Origin of the sequence: Kitasatospora sp. NPDC088548 (genome assembly GCF_044753005.1) — a bacterium.
Lineage (GTDB): Bacteria > Actinomycetota > Actinomycetes > Streptomycetales > Streptomycetaceae > Kitasatospora.
Window position 1 is genome coordinate 129,426 of the sequence record NZ_JBIVMI010000020.1, and the last position, 23,814, is coordinate 153,239.

Consider the following 23,814-nt stretch of genomic DNA (forward strand, 5'->3'; position numbering starts at 1 on the left):
GTCCGGCGGGAATCTTCCACCCCGCCGCGGTTACGACGGGGCCGAGCCTTTTTCGTAGACCTTGCACCGTTCAGCGGGGCTTCCACCTCCCGCAGGCCAGTGACGGTCCGCATCTGATCCTAAGCCCAGAGAGACCCCCTTGCGCCACGCCATTGCACTCCTCGCGCGCATGTGTCGGCCTTGACCGTTCATCACACCGCCTGCCGACGGAAACGGGCCTGAAGGGCCAATGGGGCGCCTGCTCCCGCCCCAACGGCGGTGGCCACCCGCTGGCCGACCCGAGCGGTCAGATCGCCGGCCGTTAGGACGCGAGGATGCTGAGCGGCGGGCGGGCAGAAACCGTCAGGGTCGACCCCGAGTCCCGGGATAGAGGAGGCGACGTTGCCGACGTTGGCGAGCACTGAGTCGGCCTCCGCCACCTCGTGGGTGCCGTCGGCCAAGACGAAGAGCACCTCGAAGGGCCCGTCCCCCGTGACCGTGACCCGTCGGACCTGGAGCAACTTCACGCGCTCGTCGTGCCGGACTTCGTCGACCTTGTAGGCCTCACCTGCGGTGTGACAGACAGTCAGTTTCTGGCCAGCTTCCGGGTGGGTCCGAAGCCAGGTTCCCAACGGCCGGTCTCCGCCGAGGACGACGGTTCGCGCGCCCAGATCGTCGGGCGTCGAGGAGGTGAGGGTGGGGAAGTCGTGGTTGCAAGTGATCCACCCGACTTCATGCGCCTTTGCCGGGCGAGTTCCGGTTGAGGCGATGAGCAGCTCACCCACGAGGCTCGTGCCGTCGGCGAGGACGGCACGAACGTGATCCTCAGCTGCTTCGATTCGAACCACAGTTGCCCGAACGTGCGTGCAGTACCCGTCGATTCGGGCGAGGGCCTCGCGGAGGACTTGGGCGTAGCTGGGGCCGTCCGAGCAGCCGGGGAAGTTGGTGAGGTTGCCGATGCGCCAGAGCGTCCCACCGGGGGTGGCCGCAGGGTCGATCAACAACGAGTTCATCCCCATGCTGGCCGCCATGGTGGCGGCGTTGCAGCCGGCGGGGCCGGCTCCGACGATCAGGATCTGGGCGTCGGTCGTGGTCACTGAGACCCCCCTTGAGTGAGCGTGCGGTGCAGGTCGGAGCTGGTGAGGAGGAGGTGCTGGCCGAAGTTGCGGCTGGCGAGCAGGAGAGCGGCCTGGTGGAACTGGTGGCCACCGGAGGATGCGCAGGCGTCGACTACGAGCCAGGGCGTGATGCCGTACTGGTAGGCGTCGGACGCGCTGTCCAGGACGCAGCTGTCGGTGTCGATCCCGGTGAAGACCGCGTCTGTCCATCCCCTCGCCTTGAAGGTATCCAGGACTCCGGGCACCTTGAACAAGCTTGAGGTCGTCTTCACGATCCGCTTTGTGGCCTCCTCGGCCAGCGGGGCCAGGTCGGGGTCGAGGGCCTGCTCCTCGGGCGTGCGCAGCTTCTTCCAGCCGCTGATCTTCTCGTACTGCGAGCCGGGAGGGTTGGTGAATGTGGCGACGACGGTGGCACCTCCTGCCCTCTGCCAAGCTCGCATCAGGTCCACGATCACCGGAACGGCGTGCCGGCTGGACTCCTTCACGAACCCGGCCTGGACGTCGACCGCCACCAGAACTGCCGATTCCAGCCGTGGTCCGATCGGCGCGGTGCTCAAGAGGACTCCTTCAGTGCCGTCCAGGCGTCCTGTAGGCGCTGGGGCAGGTCGCTCGTGCCGATGATCGCGGCCCGCATCAACCGGTCGTGAACCGTCTCCGTCGGCCTGGCCGCTGTCAGGCGGAAGTGCGCGCCCCTTAGCCACCGCCAGTCGAGATGACCGGGCAGCGTCGGGTCGAAACCCGCCTCGATCTGGCCCAGGAGATGGGCCGACAGGGCCCACAAGGCCTGAGTGTCGAGCTCCATCGCCACGATGCTGCCGACCGGAAGGGCCCGTTCATCGGGAGCGGGGTGGTAGGCCACGCCCGACCAGCTGGCCACGCCACGTGACATCTCCCTTCCTCCGGAGAACGTGACCGCCTCTCCATCACGCCAGCCAGCGGAGAGCCGCTCTTCCTCGATGCCGAGCGGCAACGGGTTCTCCCCGTCGGCAGAGCGGTCGACCAATGCCCCAGGGGTTGCCAGCAGCTGGAGCGCGGCGTCCAAGACCTCGTCCTTCCACGGGTGCTGGTGCAGCTCGTAGAGCGAGAGCACGTAGTCCGGCACGGGCACGCCCGCCCCCTCACCCAGAAGCCCGGTCACCAAGACGGATACCACCTGCTGCGCCCAGGCACGATTAGCGAAGTACGAGGGATATCGCCACAGTGCCAGGTCGGTGACCGAATCCAGGCGGAGAGGCTGCCGTATGTGGAGGACGGCGACATGGAAGTCGTAGACGTACAGGGTCCCGTCTCGGCTTCCGTCGGTTGCCAACCGCAGCATCCGGCGATCGAGGCCGGCCGGCCCGGGCGGGCAGGGCGCAGCGGCGGCGCGCAGGGCGTCCGCAGTGGGTCCAAGGTGGAGAGGGATGAACTGGTGGGACGTCAGGCTGAACTCGCCCACCAGCGTGGGCGGTAGATCGACGAGTTCGAACTCGGCCCCGTGCTCGATCAGCAGCGCGCGAAACGCTTCCTCTTCGACTGGGCTCAACCGGTCGACCATTCGATCGAGCAGCTGACTGGTGCTTGTCTTGCACGCCAACTTCTCCCCTCCCCTGCGCCAGTTCTTCACTGAGGTGGGCGACATGCCCAGGCGCTCGGCGAGTTCCAGGTTGGTCATTCGCAGCGCCTCCTTCAGGCACATGGCCTCGCGGCCGGTCCAACGCCTGATGCGGATGCTCACGATTGCACTCCCTCCCTGAACTGCAACGCCGAACTTGCCCAACTGCCCCGCTAGTGACCCGCAACTGGCCCGTAACTGCCCCCGCCATGCCTCCCCGCCCCCCGATCGTCTGGCCATGCTTGATCCGCAGCGGCCGCCAGGCCCTGACGGCAAGGGGAAAGAGTCCATGGGTGAGTGCCAAGCGCCAGCGATTGACGGGACATCGTCAGGCAAGCTTCTTGAAGTCGAGCCCGTCGAAGACGAACTCGACCTGGTCGGGAAGTGCGGCGACCTGGAGGAGCTCCAGCGGATGTCCGTCCTCGTCGACGAGCAGCCGTTCGACGCGGGCCACGAATCCACCTGGCGCGAGCTTCAGAACGCCCACTTCGGCGTCGGTGGCTCGCTGGAAACTGATGCGTTCTGTACCGAACCCGAGACGGTACTCAGCGGCAAGCACCGGCAGAGTGCCGCCTTCCACTCCCCCCTTGCGGTCGAGGCCGCACCGGCGAGCCACGTCGACGGGGTACGAGGCGAGCTGGATCTGGAGCACTTTGTCATCGATCATCGCGTGCCTCGTGCGCCGGGTCACCTGGAAGCTCGTGGCCTCGGTCAGGCCCAGCTTGGCCGCCACGCTGACCGTCGCCTCAACGGTCGCGACCTCGATCAAGGCCATGGTCCCGTTCAGCCCTTGGGCCCTCGTGGCTGTCTCCCAAGGGTCCAGGCCGTCGGCGCCGGACTGTCCGTAGCGACTCCAGGGGATTGCTACGACGCTCCTGTCCCGCACGATGTAGCCGGTCCCAGGAACGCCTCTGACCAGCCCGAGTCGCATGAGCTCGTTGTACGCGTTCCCCACGGTCGTCCGAGAACCGCGCCCCTGGGCGATCAGCTCTGTGGTGCTTGGAAGCACGCCTCCCGGTCCGAGCTGGGCGCACAGCTGCGTCAACTCGTCCGCGAGGGCTTCCCACTTGCGGGACATCCAGGTCCTCCCCTCTGTGTGACCCAGTTCCTCAGTGTCGGAAGACATAGTGAACCACATGTGCAGCTATACCGGCATAGGGAAAGTGAGCGCAGCTGTACCGGAATAGCGTTGACTATGTCGCTGATGGTGTGTCATTCTTGTCTCGCCGCCAGGCGGAACGGCCTCGCAAGCCGAAAGCCGCAGGTGGCAGACCAGATCGCTGTGTCGGACCCGGGATTCGCACCCCGGAAAAGGCACTGCGGGCCCGGGACTCGCAATCCCGGACCCGCAGCTGGTGCGGCACGCCTGCCGCACCTGATGGCGATCACCTTCAACCTCAATGCATCTGAGGGAGTAACTCGCCGTGAGCAGTTTGCCGCAGGTCGGACTGTCCGACCACACCGACCCCACCATGAACGACTCGGCCGTCGCGCCGGTGCTGGAGTTCCGCACCGCGCCGGCCACGAGCAGGACCGCCGAGCTCCTGGCGGCCGGGCTGTCCGAGGAGGACATCGCCGAGGACCGCTTCGCTGCGATGTTCACGCTCCTGGGGCTCGCCGTCGAGCTCGGCGCCGCGGGCACCCTCGACCTGGGGGTCGTCTCGCCGGTCGGCTTCGAGTCCATCGTGTGCGCCCTGGAGTCCAAGGACGTCAGCCACACCGGTGACATCGCCACCGTCGCCACCATGACCGCCAAGGGCCGCTTCGCGGTCTCCGTCCGGGTCGACGCGAACGGGCTGGTGGCCGCATGAGTGCCACCGAGCAGCCCCAGGCGCAGCAGGCGCAGTCGGCGCAGTCGGCGGCTCCGGTTCAGCCGGCGTTGACGACTCAGCAGTTCGTCGCCTCGGTTGAGGCGCACGCGGCCCGGGTCAATCTCGCGCTCGCCGACCACCAGGCCGGTGGTCCCCGGTGACGCCGCAGGATCAGGCCCGCCAGCAGGCGGAAGAGGCCCTTCGTCAGGCGCGTGAGCAGCGGGCACGCATCGAGGCCGCGAAGGCCGCGGGCCGGGGCTAGCGCCACCTGGCCGTTCATCACCCTTTGGAGCAGCAGTTCTAGCGACTGCCCATCCTCCGCGAACCACCTCCAGGCGAACTCGTCTGGACGGCGCGGGGGTTGGGGACCTGGCTAGGCCCAGCTCTGCCGCCAAGTGATCACTCTGAGTGCATTAACGGTGGCTCATCGCGAGAGCGGTGGATCGAATGCGCGGAGGCGGACCCCGAGGGGGGACTGAATCCTGCAGCAACCGGACCTTGAGAACTCAACAGCATGTCATGAGCATTGCAATGACGGGACCGGCGCGGAAGCGCCGGCCACGGTTCCGCCGTCCGACCCCTCGGGGACGGACGACGAGCCGCCCGGCCGCAGCTGCTCCTCCTTCGTGCTGGCAGGCACGACACCCCAGGGTGCGGAGGAGCAGCGGGTCCCGAGCTTGAGGGCGAGATGAGACAGATCGCCCCCCGAGGCGGCAGGGGATGCCGTCGGCGAGCAGCACCTTCGGGTGCTGTCGCAGCTGCCAAGCGGTTCGGCTCTGGAGAACACGCCCTGCGGGGTGTGCCACCCGACCGTGCGATTCGCCCTGTTCCAGGTGAGAGACAGAGAGATCGTCACCCGGTCGCCGGCCCCGTCAGGCCGGCCAGTCCCGCCCTTCCGGCGGGCGCGTCCAGCCGCTGCGATCGCGTGACGGCGGGACGCACACCGAGCAGCCCCGTGGCTGCCCTGACCTCCCGGTCATCCGGCCCCCGCGCAAGCGCGGCGGCGCTGGAGGGACGAAGGCCTTCGGGCTGTAAACCTCACGCCCCGCGCACCAGCGGGGGCCGAGGCCGGGAGTGATGGGGAGTTCCGGGACCGACCCGGTCCCCTCCACGAGACACCAAGGAGGCTCCGTGGCCACCAAGGCCCCCAGCCCCAAGATCGGCCCCAAGAAGACCACGAACCGGGGCGACGGCGGGAGCGACCCCCAGCGGCGCACCGCCACCGAGAAGGAGCTGGTCGCGCGGTTCTCGCCGTTCCAGAAGCGCCGCACCGACTCCCGCTTCGTCTGCCGCTCCGGCCGGTACCCGGACGGCAACACCCCCGACAGCCCCGTCCAGGGGCCCACGCGCACGCCGGCCAGGACCACCCCGCTCCACCCCTGACCGCCGGTCCGTCGGCAGCGGCCCGCCCGCAGCGACCGCCAGGCCGCCGCCTGACCGTCGCCGCCCGGCCCGCGAACTGAACCCACCCCGCACCAACCGTCCTTGAAGGAGGACCCCATGTACACCCTCCGCAGCTTCGCCGGCGGCACCGGTACCGGCACCGAGGAGGACAGCAAGTCCGCCACCAAGAAGGGGGACAGCAAGTGATCGCGCTCGACGTCCGCGAGCCCGACCGCCAGTGGCGTGACCGCTCCGCGTGCCGCGAAGAGGACCCGGAGCTGTTCTTCCCGTCCGGGAACACCGGCACCGCCCTCCTGCAGATCGAGGAGGCGAAGGCGGTGTGCACCCGCTGCCCGGTGATGGAGACCTGCCTGCGGTGGGCGCTGGAGACCGGTCAGGACGACGGTGTCTGGGGCGCCAGGAGCGCCGACGAGCGGCGCGCGCTGAAGCGCCGCGCGGCCCGCAACCGCTCCCGCACCGCCTGACCGACCGACCACCAACACCGAGAGGAACACCAGACCATGGCCCTTCCCCAGTGGCTCGAAGACCGCCTCGACGCCGACGACCCGATCGGCGACCTGCGCGGGCTCGGCCGGTGGCTGGACAGCGACGACAACAGGTCGGACTGGCACAGCATCCGCCTCGCCCGCGAGACCGCCGAGGGCGCGATCGACCAGACGATCCGCGAGCGCCTGGGCGGCTTCACCGCCGAGGAGGTCGCCCTCCTGCGCCAGCGGAGCACCGAGGCCCACGCCCGCCTCAGCCTGGCCGAGCTCGCCCTCGACCTCGCCGAGATGAGCCGGCTGCGCATCGCGACGACGCTGCGCAGCGCGCCCGACAATGCCGACGAGAAGCGGGTCCGCTGGCAGGTCGGGCGGATCGGGACCGGGATCCGGGCGCTCCTGGTGCTGCTGACCGAGGCGCCCTTCCGCTACCCGGTGGAGACCGTCCGTACGGCCGGCGCCCTCCTGGAGCCCCTGACCAACACCTACGACGCCCGCACCGCGACGCGCTCCGTCGAGGACCTGGAGCGCTGGGCCGACGCCGTGACCACCGCGGTCGACATCCTCAACGGCGCCCCGTCCGCCAGGGCCTGACCGCACCCCGTTGTTGCCCTGATCCCAGGGAGTCCGTCTCGTGGCGGCCCCTGGGCGATGGGGAGCGCCGGGGTGCGGTCAGGCCTCCGCAGGAGGCAGATCATGACGAACCACCAGAACAGCGCCAAGGTCACCGGCACCCCCGCGAAGGCCCGCACGGCGGCCGCCCCGAGCGGCAGCACCCCCGCGAAGGCCGACGGGGCAGCAAGGCCACGCCGCCCGTCATCGTCCGCACCGTCACCGACGGATACGGCACCCGGAGCGTCATGCCGCTTGACCTGGTCTGACCCCCGCCCTGCCCGGCGGCGACCCCGGCGCGCGGACCTCCGGGTCCCGGGTGCCGGGTCCGTCCGCCGGCTGCCCGGTCCGCCCGGCCCGCCTCCCCCGAGGTGCGCCGGGCGGACCGGGGAGCCGGAAGGACCGGCCAGCACAACAGCGGAGGCACTGATGCCCGTTCCGCCCGTACCGACCGCGCTCGCGCTCCTGCCCGTGCTGCTGCTGATCGCCACGGCGGAACTGGCCAGGGCCCGGCGCACCCGGCACGAACCCGACGTCTACGAGCCTGGCGACCAGCTCAGCCCGGCCGAGGCGGCGGACATCGAGGCCGCCGGCTTCGAGCCGGTCTACCTCCCCGACCACCCCGGGACCGACAAGGCCCGGGCCGCCGAGGCCCTCCAGGCCGAGGCCCTCGCCGCCGAGGCACAGCTGGCTGCCAGGTCGCAGGCCCTGGACGAGCGTTGGGTCCAGCTGGCCCGGATCGACCGGCAGCTGGGCACCGACGGCCCCCCGAACCCGCCGCGCGCACCCCGCCCGGTGCCCGCCACCTCTTCCCCCGCTTCCCCCCGAAAGGAGCAGACGGCGCCGTGACCGTCCCCACCATCGAGAAGGCGAACGGCCACCCCCCGGGCCTCCTGCCCACCCAGCCGACGCCGATCACCAAGCAGTCGCCCGCCCCGTCGGACGACGAGGCCGACAGTATCTACGACCACGACCTCCAGGCGCAGCCCGACGGCGGGCAGCAGGAGAAGGAAGGCGACGGCTTCCTGACCGCCCTGGCGGCGGGCGCGGTGGTCATGGGCGGGGTGGTCGCCGGCATCGGCTTCGCCGGCTCCTACGGCACCCTGCGCAAGCTCGCCCTGGACAAGGGCTTCGGGGACTTCTCCTACGCGTTCCCCATCGGCATCGACGCGGGCATCATCGCCCTGCAGGCCATCGACCTCTACCTGGTCCACAAGCGGGTCAAGTTCCCGCTCCTGCGCTGGATCGCCCTGGGCCTGACCCTGGCGACCATCGCCTTCAACGCTGCCGCCTCGGGCCCGATCCTCAAGGACCCGCTCGCCGCCGCGATGCACGGCATCATCCCCATCCTCTACATCGCGGCCGTCGAGGCGGCCCGCCACTACATCGGCCGCCGGAGCCAGCTGCTCCACGGCGCCGCCGACCTCGGGGCGCCGCCGCTCAGTCGATGGCTCCTCTCGCCCTTCAAGACCGCCGGCCACTCGCGCCGCATGGTGCTGTGGAACAAGCCCTACGCCGTCGTCGTGACCATGGCCCACGACTTGGCGGTGTACGAGGAGCGCCTGCGCCAGAAGCACGGCAAGGACTGGAAGACCAAGGCGACGCCGGACGAGCTGCTGCCCTTCAAGATGGCCAACGCCGGCTACAGCGTCGACCGGGCCCTTGCCATCCCCTTCGAGGAAGAGATGAAGGCCGCGCGCCGGGCCGGGGAGGCGGCCCTTCAACGAGCGGCGGCCAAGGTTCAACAGATCCACGCCGACCTTCAAATCCGCGAGGAGCGACTCGAAGCGGAGGCCGCCGGGATCCGTGCGGACGGCCAGCTTCAGCTGGCGGAGATCGAGACCAAGGCCAAGATCGAAAACGAGCTTCAACTGCAGAAGGTCAAGCTTCAGCGGCAGGCCGCCGACCTTCAGGCCGAGCTGCAGAGGGTTCAGGACGAGGCGGCGGCCGAGATCCAGGCCATCAAGGACGCGACCGCCAACCGGCGCTTCCTGGCCGACCTCGACCGCAAGAACCAGCAGCTCAAGGCCGAGACGGAGGAGAAGCGCCTCCTGGCCGAGGCGGACCGGCAGAACCAGCAGGTCGAGCTTGAAGCCGCCCAGCACGCGGCCAGGATGGGGGCACTGAGCCGGCTGGCCGACTCGCAGGAGCTCCTGACCGCCCAGCAGAACGAGCTGGACGCCGCTGAAGCCGCTCGCAAGGCCGTTGAAACCCGCCAGGCCGCCGTTGAAGCCGACCGCAAGGCCGCTGAAGACGAGCGCCTGGCGGAGGAAACCCGCGCCGAAACGGCGGAGCTGCGGGCCCGGACCGCCGAGAACACCGAACGGGCCGTTGAAGCCGAGCGGCGCGCGACCGAAGGCCGGGCGCGCGTGGCCGAGGCCGCCGCTCGCGAGCGCCTGGGCCAGGTCGACTCCGACGTGATCCGGATCATGGGCCTGCTGGTGTCCGCCGAGGACGAGAGCACGGTCACCAACGACGTGATCATGCGCGAACTCGGCTGCTCTGTCGGCACGGCGTCGAGCCGCCGGGGGCTCGCCAAGGAGCACCTGGAGAACCCCGACAGCGGGCTGCAGGACCTGTTCTGGAGCGCTTACCGCGCCAAGGCGGGCAGCGAGCTCCTGGAGGCCTGAGAGGCCCTGTACGACCGGATCCCGGCCTCTCCGTCGGCCACCGGGGCGATCCCCTCGCTCCGGTGACCGGCGAAGGCGTTGCGGCGCCGAGCACCACCCACGACCCGGCCGACCGGCCGGAGCCCGGGTCGACGAACACCACCCCAGGTCGCGGCACCGCCGAGGCCGACCCGCTTCCCCGGAGAGATCATGACCAGAATCGAGAACCCCGACGCCAGCCCGCCGCAGGTCCGTGAGGCGATGGCGGCCCTGGCCGCCGACCCGGAGGAGTTCGACAAGTACCTCGCCGACGTGCAGCGCCGCATCCTGGGCCTCACCGCGGCGCTCACGGCGCTCGCCCAAGCGGCCCAGATCGAGCTGCGCGGAACCTATGTCAAGGGCGACCGCTTTTACCACGCCCGGGCCCGGGCGCTGCCCGTCGAGCGTCAGCTGAAAGCGCTCGTCAATTCGCTGAACAACGCCGCCGCGGCTGCGGAAAAGGTCGCATTTCAGCGGCGCAGGCACGACGAAAAGGTTGCCGCGCTTCCCGGCCTGCGGTCCGCGAAGGCCCTGGAAAAGGCGAACAAGCGCCGTCCTTCCCAGGCCCTTCCGGTCAACAGGACCGCCGAGCAGGTTCCGCCGCCCGCGAAAAGCGGCTACAGTGATGAACCCCGGTCGATTTTCGATCTGGGTGACAGGCGGTCGGCATGACGCGGCCGCAGACCAGCATCGAACGAAGCCAGGAGCGCCGGCGCCAGTTCTATATCGAGGGTGAGAACCAGGCAATCGAGCGGCGCGGTGACAGAAAAGGCGGAGCGGAATCCTGGCTCCGCGTCACCCGCACATGGGTGGCGCAGCAGGCCAAGGTCCACCCGGACACCTTCGTCGGCTGGGCCAACGTGCTCAGGCTGTTCCTGGTCGCGATGCAGCGGCGGGCCGCCGGCGATCCGCGGGTCTGGGACGACCTCCAGGTCTACGCGACGACCGTCACCGCCCAGATCCCTCCGCAGTAACCGTGCGTCACCACGAGGGCCCCGCCGCAGTGCCGGCGGGGCCCTCGCGCGCGCATAACGCGTGCACCCGTGCACGCGTGCACGCGTGCACGAGGACCCCACCCTCTGTCAAGTCCCCTCGAAGGGAGCGAGCGTGTCCGACGACTCCAACGGGCGGGTGATCACCTTCCCGGGCGGCGGCGACCAGCCGTACGCCGCACCCCCGATTCCGCGCTACGGGGACACCCCGCGGAAGCCGGAGGCCCCCGCGCCGGACCTCCCGGTGGCCCCCGACCTGACGCCGGACATCCCGGTAGTCCCCGAGCCGCCCCGGGCGGCCTATTCGCGGTCCGAGGGAATTCCCGCCCGGCAGGCCGCCGAGCCCGAAGCGGAGGAATACGAGGAATCCGGGGAGGAGGAATACGGCGAATACTACGAGCGCCGTTCCCTTGCCGATGTGGTCGCCGACTGGATTCAATTCAAGGTCGACAGTGCTCGTGCCGAAAGGGAAGAGCACGCGCCTTTCCGGGAAGCGGAGGTCGCCGATAAAGTCGCCCGCCTCAACGCGCAGACCGAGCGCGAAATGTCGCTGATGGCGCAGCACAACGAATTGCAGAAGGCCCAGGTCGACGCCCGCACCGCGATGACGGCGGCGCGGGGAAAGGGCGCGGCCTCCGGAATCAGCGGCGCGGACCCGGGAAAGGGGTCCCACAAAAGCGGGCCGCGCGGCTCGGGCGGTTCGGGCGGCGGCTCCGGGGGCAGGGGCCCGGGCGGGTCCGGAGGGCCGGGCGGCGGGTCGACGAACCGGAGTCCGAGCGGACCTGGGCCCGGGCCGACCAGCCGGAGCCAGGGCGGCGGGCGCGACACCGGCCGGCCGCAGGGCGGACACCACGACCGTGGCGGTGACCGGGGGTCAGGCTCCAGTGGCGGCAAGAAGGGCCCTGGAGGCGCTTCTGGCGGCTCCAGCGGATCCGACAGGCCTCCGAAGTCGTCCGGAACCTCCGGCGGGCGCCAGAGCGGCCCTGGAGGAGGCCGGGGCGGTAGCGGCGGCGGTTCGACGGACGGCGGCACCCGCTCGCCCGCCACCAGCCCCGCCGCGGAGCGCTCCCGTGCCCGCCAGGAGCGGCAGTCCACCCGGCAGGCCGCCGACCTGGGCGACCGTACCGCCGACCGCGAGCAGCGGCGCAAGAACAAGCAGCGGGTCTGGGACGACAAGTACGGGGACCGCCGCGAGGGCCGGGAGGAGCGGAAGGCGCGCCGCCAGGCCGCGAGCGAGGGCGAGGCCCCCCGCACGCTCGCCGGCGCCGTCTCCGAACGCCTCCGAGGGCGGCGGAAGTCCTTCGACGCCAAGGAGAACGACGACAAGGCGACGGCGAAGGCCGCCGAGGAGACGTCGAAGCCGGACAAGGAAGCCGTGAAGGCCGACGGCCCGGAGCTGAAGCCGGACGGCAAGGCGTCGAAGGCCGACGACAAGGAGGTGAAGGACGACGGCGAGACGTCGAAGCCCGACGAAGAGGCCGTGAAGGCCGGCGACTCGGAGCTGAAGCCGGACGCCGAGGTGTCGAAGCCCGATGAGGCGTCGTTGACGCCGGACGACCCGTCGTTGAAGGTCGACGACCCGTCGTTGAAGGTCGAGCTGACGAAGGACCCGAAGGACGGGGACACCGCCGAAGGGCCGACGGCCGATGGCCCCGGACCCGATGCGGAACCCGGACCCGGGCGTGACGGTGCGGCGGGCACCGGTGAAGAGGTCCCGCCTCCGGGTGAGACCACCGGCAACCCCTGGATCTCATTCTTGAAGGAGGTGTTCGACAACGCGCCGCCCGGCGGGGGAGTGCGGCAGCCCGACCCGGAACCGGAGACGGTCGCCGCGGGCAGGGCCGAGCAGGGTCCCGCCGGAGCGGCGGGAGCGGGCCTCGACGAAGACGACATCCCCGATGCCGTGATCGTGGAGGACACCGAGCCGGCCGAGCCCGCCGAACCGCCGGCGGCGCCCGCACCGGCACCCGCGCCCGCCGCGGACATGGACAAGGACGGCATCCCCGACGCGGTGATCGTGGAAGAGACCGAGCCGGCCGTCGCGCCGGTGCCCGCGCCGGGCCCCGTGCCCGTCGCGGGAGTGACCAATCCGGCGTCCGGTGGCGCGGGCCTCGACAAGGCCGGCATCACCGACGCGGTGATCGTGGAAGAGGGGGTGAGCGTGGGGAGCACCGAGTCGGCCCCCGCGCCGGTGCCCGCGGCTCAGCCGGGGCCGGACACCGAGCAGTCGCTGGTGGTCCGGCCGGACCGCACGCGACGGGCCCGCAGGCGCAAGCGCCGGGAGATGGCGCGTCAGCACCGCACCGACATCACCCTCGACGAGTTCGTCGTCCTGATGACCAACATCGCGGTGAACTCGGACCAGGACTACCAGATGGTGATGCAGGCGGTGCAGCACCTGCAGGACCTCGCGGTGATGCTCCGGGAGATGAGCGGCGACCTGACCGGCAGCCACAACATCGACCGCAGGGTGACCCGGCTGCTGGCGGACCTGGCCGACCTCTCGGACATCACCGCCCACGAGGCCAAGGTCCTGTCCAAGGAAGCCGAGACCGCCGCGACCGTGTCCGCCGCGGCCGCCCACGCGGTCGCGAAGGTCTACGGCGAGGACCGTGCCGCCATGGACGAGACGGGCCTGGACATGGCATCCGCCGCCGTGCACCACGACTAGGAGAAGAGAGGAAGCCGTACCCATGAGCGACCAGGCGGACAACCTTCCGGCCGTCCCCGACCCCGGCGGCGCCATCGCCCCCGTCGACAGCGGCGGACCCCAGGACGCCGAGGCATCTCTCGCGCCCCGCAAGAAGCCCAGGGCCCGCCGTCGCCGCAAGCGCCGACAGGTCCTGGGCGGCCTCGCCGACGGCGACCACAGCTTCGAAGGCGTCCAGCACAAGCTGACAGTGGTGATCGAGGCGATGAGCGCCGCCGTCGACAACCTGGAGGGCCTGGACCGCCGGGCCCGCGCCACGGCCAAGGAGGCCTCCAGCGCGGCCGGCGCCATCGCCAGCGCCGATCTCGACGAGACGTTCGTCGGGATGACCAACGAGGTGGCGACCGCCCAGATGGAGGCGGCCAAGGCCGTGCGCAAGATGCTCCGCGCCGCGCAGCGGGCCAAGAAGGACGCCTACGCGGTCCGGCGCGCTCACGCCAGGCTCTACGGCGCCCTGCACCGCGTCCGCAAGGGCCGCCGGTACCGCACCCCGAAGCCGGGCTTCTTCCAGCGGTAGCCCACCGCACCATCCCCCCGAGGGTGGGCACGCCGACGACGGCGTGCCCACCCTGCTCCGTGAAAGGACTTCCCCCGGTGGCCTTCGCCGTCAAGCTGGAACGCTTCCTCTACCTGGCGGCCGCCCCGTTTCTCGGCGCGGCCGCGAACCTGCCCGACCACCCCGCCATCGGCGCCACCGTCGCCTCCGCCGGCGGCATCGGCGTCGCCGCCTCCCTCATCGTGGTGTGCACGGAGAAGGACAGCGCCGGCCGCTGGCTGGTGCGGCTGTCGCCGCTGACCCTGGCCGCCGCCGTCGACTACGCCGCCTACCACATCCCCGGCTGGGGATGGGACGCGGCACTGGCCCTCGGCTGGGGGGCACTGTGCTGCGCGGTCGTGCCGATCGCCAAGACCACCGGCCGCCACCGGCGCCGCCGCAAGGTCCTGGCCGCCGTCCCGGAGGCGCCGGTGCTCACCGCCGCCCCGGAGGCCGCACCGGAGCCGGTCGTCGACGACGGCGCGGACCCCTTCACCCAGGGCGTGAGGCTGCTGTGGAAGCGGGCCGGCGATCCGGCCCGGACCCACGTCGTGGTGGCCACACCGCACCCGGGCAAGCCCAACGACTTCACACTGCTGCTGCGGGCCAACGAGCCGGGACGCCCGATCAGCGGACTGCACAGGGCCGACGTCGCCGCCGCCTGCGGCGTCCACGAGGACGACGTCAAGTTCGTCTCGACCGCCCAGATGGCCGGCCGTCAGGACGGGCCCGGCTGGCAGGAGGCCGAGGTGATCCCCGACGAGCGCATCCGGCGCCGCACCAAGCCCACCGACGCCGAGTGGTGGCAGGACGGGATCGGCGAGGACGCGATCCCCGGCTCCAAGTACACCAACAAGGTCCGTAACGACGAGCGGGGCGTCACCTACTGGATGGCGCAGCTGCCCGACTCCGCCGGCGAGCCGCGCATCGACAGCGTGGCGCTGGCCCGAGCGCTGGGAGCCCGGCACGAGGAGGGCCGGGTGTTCGTCACGTTCGAGGGCCGGCACGTCCTGGTGGCGGTGTGGGACGAGTCGCCGCTCGCCAAGTTCTACCCGGCCACCCGCGAGCTGCTGACTCCGGACAAGGACGGCTGGTACACCACCGGGATCCTGGCCAACGGTCAGCCGGCCCGCAACCGGGTGCACACCACCCGAGGTGCGGCCCACGGCCTGTACGTCGCCCCGTCCGGCGGCGGCAAGACCCAGCTGATGGCGCTGGCGGTGTGCGCGCAGGCCAACTGGGGCGCCGTGATCTGGCTGGTCACCGAGGCACCGGATGAGAAGACCGCCGCGCTGGGCGCGCACGTCAACCGGTACGGCGTCGGCGCGCTGTACATGGTGCGCGCGCTGCGGGCCATCGACGCGCTCATGGAGATCCGCGGCACGATGCCGTGGGCCGACGGAAAGGTCCACGACTGGGAGGCCGGGAAGCCCGGCTGCCCGTACCGGCCACTGACCGTGTTCTGGGACGAGTTCCTGTCGGCGGCGAGGAACGAGGAGTACGGCGCGGAGATCATGGACCGGGCCGAGTCCGGCACGGTGAAGGGCCGCAAGTACGGGATCGGCGAGCACGTCGCAGGGCAGAGCGTTTTCGTCCAGGACGGGTTCACGCAGCTGCTGCTGGAGAACATCCGCGAGAACTCGCCCGCCCCGGTGGTCCTCAAGGTGGCCGCGAAGAAGGTCCTGGAGATGTTCAAGACCCTCGGGGTCGCGCCCGACGACATCCCGGAGCCGCTGCCGCGGTCGTTCTCCCCGGAGGCGGAGGGCCGGATCGACCGGATCCTCAGCGGCGAAGCGGAGCCTCCCAGTGACGACAACACCGGCGGCGTCGGCTGGATCGTCCCGCGCTCCAAGCCGGAGGTCCTGCGCACCCTCTTCATGAACTTCAACGAGCCCATCGCCCATCTGTTCCCCGACGAGGTCTTCGGCCTCACCCCCCACGAGATCGCCGAACTCGAAAAGCGCGACCTCTGGTTCGACTGGAACGAGCCGCCCCGCCCCGGCGAGTTCGGCGACGACGAAGACCCGGACGAGGACGACGCCTGGATCGACGACGAGCCCAAGCCCGCACGCAAGAGCGGCCCCAAGACGGGCGGCAAGGGCGGCGGCAAGGAGCGCGCGATCCCCGGGCGCAGCAACGTCCGCTCCCCCGACGAGGCCCTGGCCGCGCTCCACAAGCTCGGCCGCTGACCCCCACGGGGGGGGGGGGGGGGGGCCCCCCCCCCCCCCCCCCCCCCCCCCCCCCCCCCCCCCCCCCCCCCGCCGCCCGCCCCCCCCCCCCGCGCGCCCCCGCCCCCCCCCCCGGGGGGCCGCCCCCCCCCCCCCCCCCCCCCCCCCCCGCCGACTGCCATCCGCCCCCGCTTGCGTTCCTGGAGTCCCGCCGTGATCGTCTCCGTCTCCCTCGTCGCCGTCACCGGTGCCCTCGCCGGCTACCAGCTCTGGTGCCACCAGGTCCCGTACTGGAAGGCCGTCACCTTCACCGTCTTCGGCTTCTGCCTGGCCCAGACCGCCATGGCGCCGTCCATCGCCGACGCCCTCCACTCCGTCACCGGCTTCTTCACCAGCCTGGCCGCCTGACCGGCGCGCCCCACGACCAGCCCCGGGGGCGCCCCGCGAGACGGGCGCCCCCGGGCACCGAAGGCCCGCGCCAACCGGCCGGCGCCGACAACCGAACACCCCGCGCAGGGCGCGTCGGCACCGGCCGGCGCGCCCTGCACCATCCTCTGGAAGGACAACCCGTGCACACCGACCCCTCCGTTGACTCGCTCGCCACCGACCGCCTCGCCGCGTGGCAGTCCCTGTCGGCTCGACCGAGCACCGAGACGCTGTTCGACGCCGACGCGGGCACCGTCGCGATCGGCCGCCACCCGGAAGGCAACGACGCCGTCCTGGAGCTGTACAGCTCCGAGGGCGCCACCCACGCCACCATCACCGGCCGTCCCGGGATCGGGGTCGGCACGCTGTGGGACGCCGAGGAGGCCACCGCCCTGGTCGAGCCGTGGGCGGTGGACCCGGGAGGCGCCCACACCGCGCACCGCCCGCTGCTGCGGTGCGCGGACACCGCAGAGCGCGCCGTCGAGCTGCTGGCCGAGGCCCGCGAGCTGGTCCTCTCCCGCGTCCACGGCGGCCTTCTCCAGCTCACCCTGAAGGGATACCGGCCGACGGACGGTCAGCCGCTGGTCACCCTCACGGTGGTCGGCCTGGCCGACCTGGTCCAGCAGGACCGGCGGATCGGGCGGGAGCTGGAGGTCATCGCCCGTTGGGCCCGCCGCGGCGGCCTGAGCCTGCGCTCGGTGGACCGCCCCGGCGCGGCGGTGCCCGGCCTGCTGGGCCAGATCCTGGCCGGCGGCAGCCGGATCGAGCTCCTTGCCGGGGCCGGGAGCGGCGGCGAGGACCAGGTCCTGCCCGGCACGGGGCTGCTGACCCTGCCGTTCGGCGAGCCGGTCCCATTCCGGGCCTGGCCGCCGGTGCCCGGCGCGTGAACCCCGCCTTGCCGCACTCCACCCGACCCGCCCGCCACCGAGGACAGGAGCCGCTCATGCGACCCGACCCCACCACCCTGCAGGACACCGACACCGATACCGACGACCCGGCCACGGACCTGACCGAAGTCACCCTCACGCTCACCGACGACGTCTCCGACCTCCGGGAACGGCGCGAGCTCACCCAGGCGCAGCTGACCGTCCTGCTGCTCGCCTTCGACGACTGCGAGGACGGCTCCGGGGGCGACGGCGAGCAGGTCGAGGTGTCGCTGGAGTACAAGCCGGCCGAGTACGGCGGGCGCCGCTGGAACGAGACCCGCAGCTTCGCCCTGCGGGAGGCGGCCGCGGTGCTGGGGGCCTTCGAGGCCGGCCCCCTGGTCTGACCGGACGTCGGGACCAGCCGACCCCCGCCCGGGGCGGGGCCCGCCGACCGCTTCACCGCGGCGGCCGAGGGCCCCGCCCCGCCGACCCCTCACCCCCTTGACCCGCCCTGAAGGAGTCCTCCGTGTCCACCACCAGCGGCAGCCCCGAGAACGTCCGTCTCCTCGACCCGGCCCGGGTCGTCCTCCTGGAGCCCGGCTACACGGCCGTGCAGATGGACGAACGGATCGTCGCCATGACGGTCGGCCGAGACAGCGGCGACACCACCGAGTTCGTGTCCGCGATCGTCGACGGCCAGGCCGCGGCCGTGCCCGTCCTCGACGTGACCGCCTTCCTCGACTCCGCCGAAGAGCGCCTGGCCGGCCACCGCAAGGCAGTCGATGCGATGGCCCCCGTGGCCCCGACCGCCCCGGCCGCGCCGGTCGCCGACCCCGGCCTGCCGCGGGCGGTGCGCCAGTACATCCTCTACGGCTCGATCGCCTCGCTGGCGGCCGGCGGGGCGGTGTGGATGCTCGGCGCCGCCGTCGCCGAGGTCGCCCCGCACGCCGACAAGCTCGGCGAGCTCCTGAAGTGGGCCGCAGTCCTCGTCGGCGCCGTCGTCCTCGGCGTGGCCGGCCTGCTCGGCAAGCTCCGCTCCGTCACCACCAAGGCGGCCTCCGGCACCACGCCCTCCGCGACGGCCAGCGGAGAGGGAGCCACCGCGGCCGGCACCGTGCTGGCACTCGTGCACCGCACCCACACCACCACCATCGGCCGCCAGTCCGCCGGATGGCGCGGATCGATCACCAACAACAACGGCTGAAGGAGAACCCCGCCATGCGCTTCGTCTACCTGCTCGGCATCTTCGGGCCCGTCCTCCTCGGGATCTTCCTCCTCGCCCAGCACCTGCGCTGACCGGCCACCCGGCTTCGCCCCCGGCCCCGCGCCGCCGGCCCGCACACCAGCGCGGCAGGCGGCGCGCCCCTCGGGGGCGTTGCCGGCCGACCGGCCGACCGGATGCTCTGGAGGAGATCCCGTGACCACCATCGCCTTGCCCGTCCCCGCCCGCGCCGAGGCCGCCCCGGCCGCAGTCGGCCCCGACGGCGAGTCCGCGACCGCCTGCGGCGACTGCGGCGCCGAGATCGACCCCGGCCCCGCCACCCAGTGCGGCACCAGCACCCGCGACGGCGCCGTGGACGGCTGCGGCCAGCACTTCTGCAGCGACCACCTCTGGCTGGACGGCGTCCTGACGCCGCAGCCCCAGAACTGCTCGCCCTGCCTCGACCGGCGCGCCCTGCGAACGGCGGCCTGACCATGGCCAAGCAGCACCTGTGGATGTCCCGCTCCGAGCGGCGCACCTGGAAGTCCGCCACCTCCCTGGCCGACCTCGGGCAGCTGACCGCCCGGTGGTTGGAGGGCAAACTCGCCTCCCAGCCCGGGTACGTGCCGAACTGGGGCCCGGACGAGGAGACCACCCAGACCCCCGGACTGGTGAGGGTCCTGGCCCTGTGCAACAGGTCCGGGTACGTCACCGAGTGCTCCCAGCCCGGCCTGTCCGAGCCCGACCGCTTCCAGGACTGGTGGACGCAGCGCGAGGCCGTCTCCGGGATCACCGACGACCCGGACGTCCTCGCCGCCCTACGCCAGGCCGCCGCCCGGCACGACCTCCTCTACATCGAGCACGGCCCCGACACCCCGGCCGGCCCCCGGCCCGAGCGCATCGCCGTGACCACGTGCAACGGCGAGGCGTACACCTGGTTCGGCGGCTGGAGGGCGCCGGAGGATGTCCGCTTCCGCTGGAAGGGCGCGGGCGGGCAGGCGGTCGCCGCCGCCGAGCGGGCCTGGCAGGTCACCCTCGCCAACCCGGACCCCGGCCCGAGCCGCCTCCTGCTCACCGTCCTCGTCGAGGCCTTCGCCGACCCGGCCGAGGCCCGGTGCGTGTGCTGCGGCTGCACCGAGGACGACCCGTGCCCGGGCGGCTGCGCGTGGGTGCCGGAGCTGCTGCTGCTGGAGGACCTGTGCAGCAACTGCGCCGTGGACCACCTCGCCGAGCAGGCCGCCGCCGACGACGGCCAGGACCCCGCCGACACCGCCGGGCCCGGCTCGGCCGCCCCGTAGCCCCGGTTCCTGAACCGCCACCACTACCACCGGCAGGGACGGGCGCCGCCCGCCCCTGCCGCCCCGTGACCCGAGGAGAACCGCCCGATGAAGCCCTGGAACACCGACTGCCACCGCATCGCCGACAGCGACCACGCCACCGTCACCTTCACCGGAGGCGCCGAGCTCGTCCTCGCCGACTGGGAGACCACCGAGGCCGCCCCCGACCGGGACGGCCGCGTCTACGCCACCCTCCGCGGCTGGATCGCCAACGCCGAGGGCAGCGGCACCCACACGGACCCCTACACCCTGCCCGTCGATGCCGGCCGGGCGCAGCTGGCCGTCGCCGCCCTGCGCGGCCGCGAGCCGCTGCGGGACCTGGCCGTCCACGTCGACATCGACCAGCCCGGCAAGCCGAACCCGAACAGCTGGGACCACGCCGGCTACCTGTGCTCCCTCACCTGGTCGGCCCGTCGCGTCGACGCCGACGGGAACCCCGTGCTGGAGACGGAGATCGGCTCCACCCGGTGGACCGATCCCGAAAGCGGCCGCGAGTACGACCTGATCGCCGCCTACCTGCCCAAGGGCGAGCCGTACAACCCGCTCGGCTTCGTGTGGCGCCACTACGACTGCTGGAGCAGGGGAGTGCCGGAGCTCCTCCCCTTCTACAGCGACAAGCGCGTCCCGGCCTACGGAGCCGGCTCCGCCCTCCTGCTCACCGACGGCCCGTGGGTCGAGGTCGCCGAAGCGCCCGCGCCCACGACCCGCTGAACCACCGGCACCTTCGCCCCCGAGCGGGCCCGGCCGTCCCCGGCCGGGCCCGCTTCGCACACCGAGCCACCAATCGACCCGGATCCGGGAGCAGACCATGACCACCACCACCCCGCCCTTCACCGAGCCCGGCCCGGCCGCAGGGCCCGCCCGCCGTACCCTCAGGACGGCCACCCGTGACCGCTGGGCCCGGGCGACCGCGCCCGGCGCGTTCCTCGACCGCCGCCGCCAGGACGTGCGCGATGCGCTCGACCACGGCTGGCGCGCCGGCGCCCGCTGGGTCCGCCTTGGCACCGGCCTGCTGATCCTTCTCGGCACTACTGCCGGAGCCGTCGTCCTCTGCTCCGCGGTCCGGCAGATCCTTGCCGCCAGCGGGGCGGATGCCTGGCTGACCGCGATCACCCACACCGTCACCGGGCCCGTGCGCCACTACCTCGCCGAGCACACCGTCGGCCTCCCGCTGAGCGCCGCCGACGCCTACCGGCTTTGGGTGGCCACCGGCCTGACGGCCGCTCTGCTGTCGTGCGTCCTGCGGTCCACCGTCGCTCGGATCGCCTGGACCAGCTGGTCGGCGGGCACCCTGGCGGCCGTCTGGCAGGCCAGCCCGGACGCCAGCCGCACCGTCGCCGCCGCGCTCACCGCCGCCGTCCTCGCCGCCGTGTCCCTCCCGGCCCTGCGCGGCCTCGCCTTCTCCCTGCGCCCGCACATCACGATCCACCGCACCGTCCGGGTGGCCGCCCGGGTCACCGTCGCCGTGTGGTCCCACCCGGCGGTTCCGGCGCCCCGGCGCCCGCTCGACCAGCCCTGACCCCTCGGCGCCTCGGGGCCGGCGACCGCCCGGCCCCGGGACAACCCTCAGCCCAGGAGGCCACCCTGATGAACCCCCTGCTCATCCGTGCCATCGACCTCGCCCGTGTCGACTCCCCGTCCGCTCGGACGACCTGGACGGCGGCTGGCGGATCGTGGTGTTCACCGCGAGGGCCAGCGAGCACCACGAGGCCGTCGCGTACTACCTGGGCCACCACCTCGACCGCAAGGTCATCGTGCTGCCCAGCGCGGAGACCGCCTACTGGGAAATCGAGCACCAGATTTGGTCACGAACGTCAAGCCCGGCGCCTTCGTGTACCTGGACGACAAGGGCGAGGAATTCACCGGTTGGCCCACGGCACTCGTCGGCCTGCCCGACTCGCCGGACGACCTGCCCCAGGACGCCTTCCCGGCCCGGCGCCGGCCCGGCCGACTGGGCACGCGGCGCGGGCAAACTGGTGATGGTTCAACCCTGCAAGGCGGGCCTGCCGTCCCGGGCCGTTGCCTTGCCACCTTCGACGACCGGCGCCTCTGGAGGCCTCCCACATGACCACCCACCAGTTCCCCGTCAATCAACTTGCTGACGAGGTCGTGCAGGCCCGCACCCTCGCCGAATCCGTGGAAGGCCTGCTCACGCAATACCGCGAGGAGGGCCAGGACGGCACCGAGGCGTTCGCATTGCTCGGCTCCCTGCACGACGCGCTCATGGCGTTCGTAGACGCCCCCGCCGACCATGGCGTACGCGCCGAGGCGGAGCGACTGGGAGCCTGGTTCGTCGATCTGGTCGGCAAGTCGAAGGCAAGGTGAGCAGGCAGACTCTCGGCCTGCGGAGACAACCTGCTGACCTAGGGTTCGGTGCGACGGGACAATCCTGTCCCGTGACAGCGAGCCTGGACCGGTTGACCGAAGTTGGACTGAACGCAGTTCGTGACAGCGAAGATGGACTGCCCCTGGTCAGAGCAGGCGCTCCCGGCCACCGTCGGGCGAGCCGGCGGTCAGGAGTCGGTGAGGGTGTGCTCGTTGTCCTCTCGCCACAGGAGGGTGATGTGGCGAGAGGGCCCGTTGTTGGAGATGTCCGCGCTGGCGGAGGTCACCGCCACGTCGGGAAGGCCGGGTACTTGGACACGGTGGAAGACCGCGCGCTCTAGGGGCACCCAGGCGTTCCGGGTCGCGAACCCGTCGAGCCGCACCAGGCCGTCCTGGCGGCGCAGCTTCGGGTCGACGAGGACGACGGCCGTTCCGTCGGGGAGGGTGAGGATGGCGGGCTCGGTGGGGGTGCCGGGCTCGTAGTGGGCGATCTTGCCGTGCTGGTGGAGCCACAGCTCGGCGTCGGCCGGGGCGAACTCGGGGCTGGTGTCGGTGCCGCCCACCGGCTGGGGGAAGTCGGGGCTCAGGCGACGCCAGTTCGCCACGGCGGCCCGGCCGACGCCGGCGACCTGGCCGATGCGGGACAGGGTCGCGGTCGGCTCGGGCCAGATGAGCGCGTCGGTCACAGTGGTCTCCAGGGTCGGTGACCGAAACCAGAGGCGTCCTGATCCCGGCCGACAGGGTGAGGGTCAGCGGCGGCCGGGGTGGGGAGCGGGCTGGTCGAGCACGCTCGCCAGTCCGGCCAGCAGGCGGCCGGCGGCGGCCTCGGCCGCGATCTGCTCGGCGGCGAGGTCGCGGTGCTCGGAGTGCAGCACTTCGCCCTGGCATTGGGCGCCGATGCTGGGCAGGGTGTTGGGCTTCAGCAAGGCGAACATCACCCGGCCCCGGGCGGCCGCCTGCTCCCAGTTGGGCGTGACGTCCGGCGGCGGGAACGCGAGGATGCGCGTGCGGCCGGTGTGGAGCTGGGTGAGGTAGCCGTCCTCCACCGTGACCGAGCAGCTGGTGAGCGGGAGCAGCGCGCGGTCCCACTCCCGGTCCCTGGTGCGCTTCAACCCGGCCTGCGTGAGGCGGGCGGCTAGCGCGTCGTACTGGGCGTCGTCGGCGGCCTGCGCGACCACGACCGCCCACCGGTCCCCGTCGACGAGATCCACCACCGACAGACCCCACGTTGCTTGCGTCATGCCCGGCACCGTATCGGGTAAGGCGGACTCGGCGTCATCCCCCGATGGGGTGTCAAAGCCGGGGCCTGGCGGTTCAACGGAGGCCGCCACAGGGGGTGGCGGCCGGGTGGTCAGTACCGACACGGCTCCGGGGCCGGGGCGGGGATTGGTCGGCGCAGCGGGTGATCTGGAGGTCCCGGACGCCGTCGGCAGGCGAAGCTGGGCGCTGCGGCTGGTGGACCACCGCCCCGGGGGCCTGGCCTGCGGCGGTCCAACTTCGCTGTCTCAGGAGTGCGCCACGAGGCGCTATGCAATCGAGTGGAGGTGAAAGGCCTTCTCCGCCGGACCGTCGCAGCGGTCTGGTGAAGCTGGGGGCAGCCTGATCC

28 protein-coding genes are annotated in these 23,814 nt (G+C 72.1%); 22 read left to right on the top strand and 6 right to left on the bottom strand.

The annotated features are described in order from the left end of the window. Nucleotides 1-191: 191 nt before the first annotated feature. The 4 genes from ACIP82_RS24715 to ACIP82_RS24730 form a co-directional block, all read right to left on the bottom strand. Nucleotides 192-1,076, bottom strand: coding sequence for an FAD-dependent oxidoreductase (locus ACIP82_RS24715; protein WP_400656282.1), 885 nt, complete (start codon nt 1,074-1,076; stop codon nt 192-194). Beyond that, complete coding sequence (locus ACIP82_RS24720; protein WP_400656284.1) at nt 1,073-1,654, bottom strand: cysteine hydrolase; 582 nt, start codon at nt 1,652-1,654, stop codon at nt 1,073-1,075. The genes ACIP82_RS24715 and ACIP82_RS24720 overlap by 4 nt, the downstream gene beginning before the upstream one ends. Continuing rightward, complete coding sequence (locus tag ACIP82_RS24725) at nt 1,651-2,814, bottom strand: XRE family transcriptional regulator (protein ID WP_400656287.1); 1,164 nt, start codon at nt 2,812-2,814, stop codon at nt 1,651-1,653. Before ACIP82_RS24725 ends, ACIP82_RS24720 begins: the two co-directional genes overlap by 4 nt. A gap of 205 nt (nt 2,815-3,019) precedes the next feature. Beyond that, nucleotides 3,020-3,769: a GntR family transcriptional regulator gene (locus ACIP82_RS24730; protein ID WP_400656289.1), complete on the bottom strand. Its 750-nt coding sequence runs from the start codon at nt 3,767-3,769 to the stop codon at nt 3,020-3,022. A 346-nt stretch (nt 3,770-4,115) separates the two neighbouring features. Here ACIP82_RS24730 and ACIP82_RS24735 point away from each other — a divergent pair, with 346 nt between their 5' ends. From ACIP82_RS24735 to ACIP82_RS24840, 22 genes are all read left to right on the top strand, one after another. Beyond that, entirely contained in the window at nt 4,116-4,502 is a 387-nt protein-coding gene (locus ACIP82_RS24735) for a hypothetical protein (protein WP_400656291.1), read from the top strand. Continuing rightward, on the top strand, nt 4,499-4,663 hold the full coding sequence (locus tag ACIP82_RS24740) for a hypothetical protein (RefSeq protein WP_400656294.1): 165 nt from the start codon (nt 4,499-4,501) through the stop codon (nt 4,661-4,663). Before ACIP82_RS24735 ends, ACIP82_RS24740 begins: the two co-directional genes overlap by 4 nt. 970 nt (nt 4,664-5,633) lie before the next feature. Then, nucleotides 5,634-5,885, top strand: coding sequence for a hypothetical protein (locus tag ACIP82_RS24745; protein WP_400656296.1), 252 nt, complete (start codon nt 5,634-5,636; stop codon nt 5,883-5,885). 206 nt (nt 5,886-6,091) lie between these two features. Further along, nucleotides 6,092-6,370, top strand: coding sequence for a WhiB family transcriptional regulator (locus ACIP82_RS24750; protein ID WP_400656347.1), 279 nt, complete (start codon nt 6,092-6,094; stop codon nt 6,368-6,370). A 36-nt stretch (nt 6,371-6,406) separates the two neighbouring features. Continuing rightward, nucleotides 6,407-6,982, top strand: coding sequence for a hypothetical protein (locus ACIP82_RS24755; RefSeq protein ID WP_400656298.1), 576 nt, complete (start codon nt 6,407-6,409; stop codon nt 6,980-6,982). 447 nt (nt 6,983-7,429) lie between these two features. Continuing rightward, a complete protein-coding gene (locus ACIP82_RS24760; RefSeq protein ID WP_400656301.1) occupies nt 7,430-7,849 on the top strand; it encodes a hypothetical protein in 420 nt (139 codons plus the stop codon). Then, nucleotides 7,846-9,630 (top strand): DUF2637 domain-containing protein, encoded by a 1,785-nt coding sequence (locus ACIP82_RS24765; protein ID WP_400656304.1) that lies wholly within the window; start codon nt 7,846-7,848, stop codon nt 9,628-9,630. The genes ACIP82_RS24760 and ACIP82_RS24765 overlap by 4 nt, the downstream gene beginning before the upstream one ends. A 189-nt stretch (nt 9,631-9,819) precedes the next feature. After that, complete coding sequence (locus ACIP82_RS24770) at nt 9,820-10,320, top strand: hypothetical protein (RefSeq protein ID WP_400656307.1); 501 nt, start codon at nt 9,820-9,822, stop codon at nt 10,318-10,320. Further along, nucleotides 10,317-10,622: a hypothetical protein gene (locus ACIP82_RS24775; RefSeq protein WP_400656309.1), complete on the top strand. Its 306-nt coding sequence runs from the start codon at nt 10,317-10,319 to the stop codon at nt 10,620-10,622. Before ACIP82_RS24770 ends, ACIP82_RS24775 begins: the two co-directional genes overlap by 4 nt. 133 nt (nt 10,623-10,755) lie before the next feature. After that, on the top strand, nt 10,756-13,311 hold the full coding sequence (locus tag ACIP82_RS24780; RefSeq protein ID WP_400656312.1) for a hypothetical protein: 2,556 nt from the start codon (nt 10,756-10,758) through the stop codon (nt 13,309-13,311). Between the two features lie 22 nt (nt 13,312-13,333). Beyond that, nucleotides 13,334-13,867, top strand: coding sequence for a conjugal transfer protein TraB (locus ACIP82_RS24785; protein WP_400656314.1), 534 nt, complete (start codon nt 13,334-13,336; stop codon nt 13,865-13,867). 77 nt (nt 13,868-13,944) lie between these two features. Then, nucleotides 13,945-16,074 (top strand): chromosome segregation protein ParM, encoded by a 2,130-nt coding sequence (locus tag ACIP82_RS24790; protein WP_400656316.1) that lies wholly within the window; start codon nt 13,945-13,947, stop codon nt 16,072-16,074. 192 nt (nt 16,075-16,266) lie between these two features. Continuing rightward, a complete protein-coding gene (locus tag ACIP82_RS24795) occupies nt 16,267-16,461 on the top strand; it encodes a hypothetical protein (RefSeq protein ID WP_400656318.1) in 195 nt (64 codons plus the stop codon). Nucleotides 16,462-16,622: 161 nt separating this feature from the next. Continuing rightward, nucleotides 16,623-17,366 (top strand): hypothetical protein, encoded by a 744-nt coding sequence (locus ACIP82_RS24800; protein ID WP_400656320.1) that lies wholly within the window; start codon nt 16,623-16,625, stop codon nt 17,364-17,366. A gap of 56 nt (nt 17,367-17,422) precedes the next feature. Beyond that, on the top strand, nt 17,423-17,749 hold the full coding sequence (locus ACIP82_RS24805; RefSeq protein WP_400656322.1) for a hypothetical protein: 327 nt from the start codon (nt 17,423-17,425) through the stop codon (nt 17,747-17,749). A 122-nt stretch (nt 17,750-17,871) separates the two neighbouring features. After that, a complete protein-coding gene (locus tag ACIP82_RS24810) occupies nt 17,872-18,549 on the top strand; it encodes a hypothetical protein (RefSeq protein ID WP_400656324.1) in 678 nt (225 codons plus the stop codon). Then, a complete protein-coding gene (locus ACIP82_RS24815; protein WP_400656326.1) occupies nt 18,516-18,641 on the top strand; it encodes a hypothetical protein in 126 nt (41 codons plus the stop codon). Before ACIP82_RS24810 ends, ACIP82_RS24815 begins: the two co-directional genes overlap by 34 nt. A gap of 121 nt (nt 18,642-18,762) precedes the next feature. Then, complete coding sequence (locus ACIP82_RS24820) at nt 18,763-19,038, top strand: hypothetical protein (RefSeq protein ID WP_400656328.1); 276 nt, start codon at nt 18,763-18,765, stop codon at nt 19,036-19,038. A 2-nt stretch (nt 19,039-19,040) separates the two neighbouring features. Next, on the top strand, nt 19,041-19,844 hold the full coding sequence (locus ACIP82_RS24825; protein WP_400656330.1) for a DUF6919 domain-containing protein: 804 nt from the start codon (nt 19,041-19,043) through the stop codon (nt 19,842-19,844). 87 nt (nt 19,845-19,931) lie between these two features. After that, a complete protein-coding gene (locus tag ACIP82_RS24830) occupies nt 19,932-20,594 on the top strand; it encodes a hypothetical protein (RefSeq protein ID WP_400656332.1) in 663 nt (220 codons plus the stop codon). Between the two features lie 97 nt (nt 20,595-20,691). Further along, nucleotides 20,692-21,402 carry a hypothetical protein gene (locus ACIP82_RS24835; RefSeq protein WP_400656334.1) on the top strand — a complete coding sequence of 237 codons (711 nt, stop codon included), beginning with the start codon at nt 20,692-20,694 and terminating at the stop codon, nt 21,400-21,402. Between the two features lie 545 nt (nt 21,403-21,947). Continuing rightward, a complete protein-coding gene (locus ACIP82_RS24840) occupies nt 21,948-22,208 on the top strand; it encodes a hypothetical protein (protein ID WP_400656336.1) in 261 nt (86 codons plus the stop codon). Nucleotides 22,209-22,396: 188 nt separating this feature from the next. Here the strand turns inward: ACIP82_RS24840 and ACIP82_RS24845 are convergent, their stop codons facing one another. Beyond that, complete coding sequence (locus ACIP82_RS24845; protein WP_400656338.1) at nt 22,397-22,894, bottom strand: hypothetical protein; 498 nt, start codon at nt 22,892-22,894, stop codon at nt 22,397-22,399. A gap of 63 nt (nt 22,895-22,957) precedes the next feature. Next, complete coding sequence (locus tag ACIP82_RS24850) at nt 22,958-23,449, bottom strand: hypothetical protein (RefSeq protein WP_400656340.1); 492 nt, start codon at nt 23,447-23,449, stop codon at nt 22,958-22,960. Nucleotides 23,450-23,814: the final 365 nt, after the last annotated feature.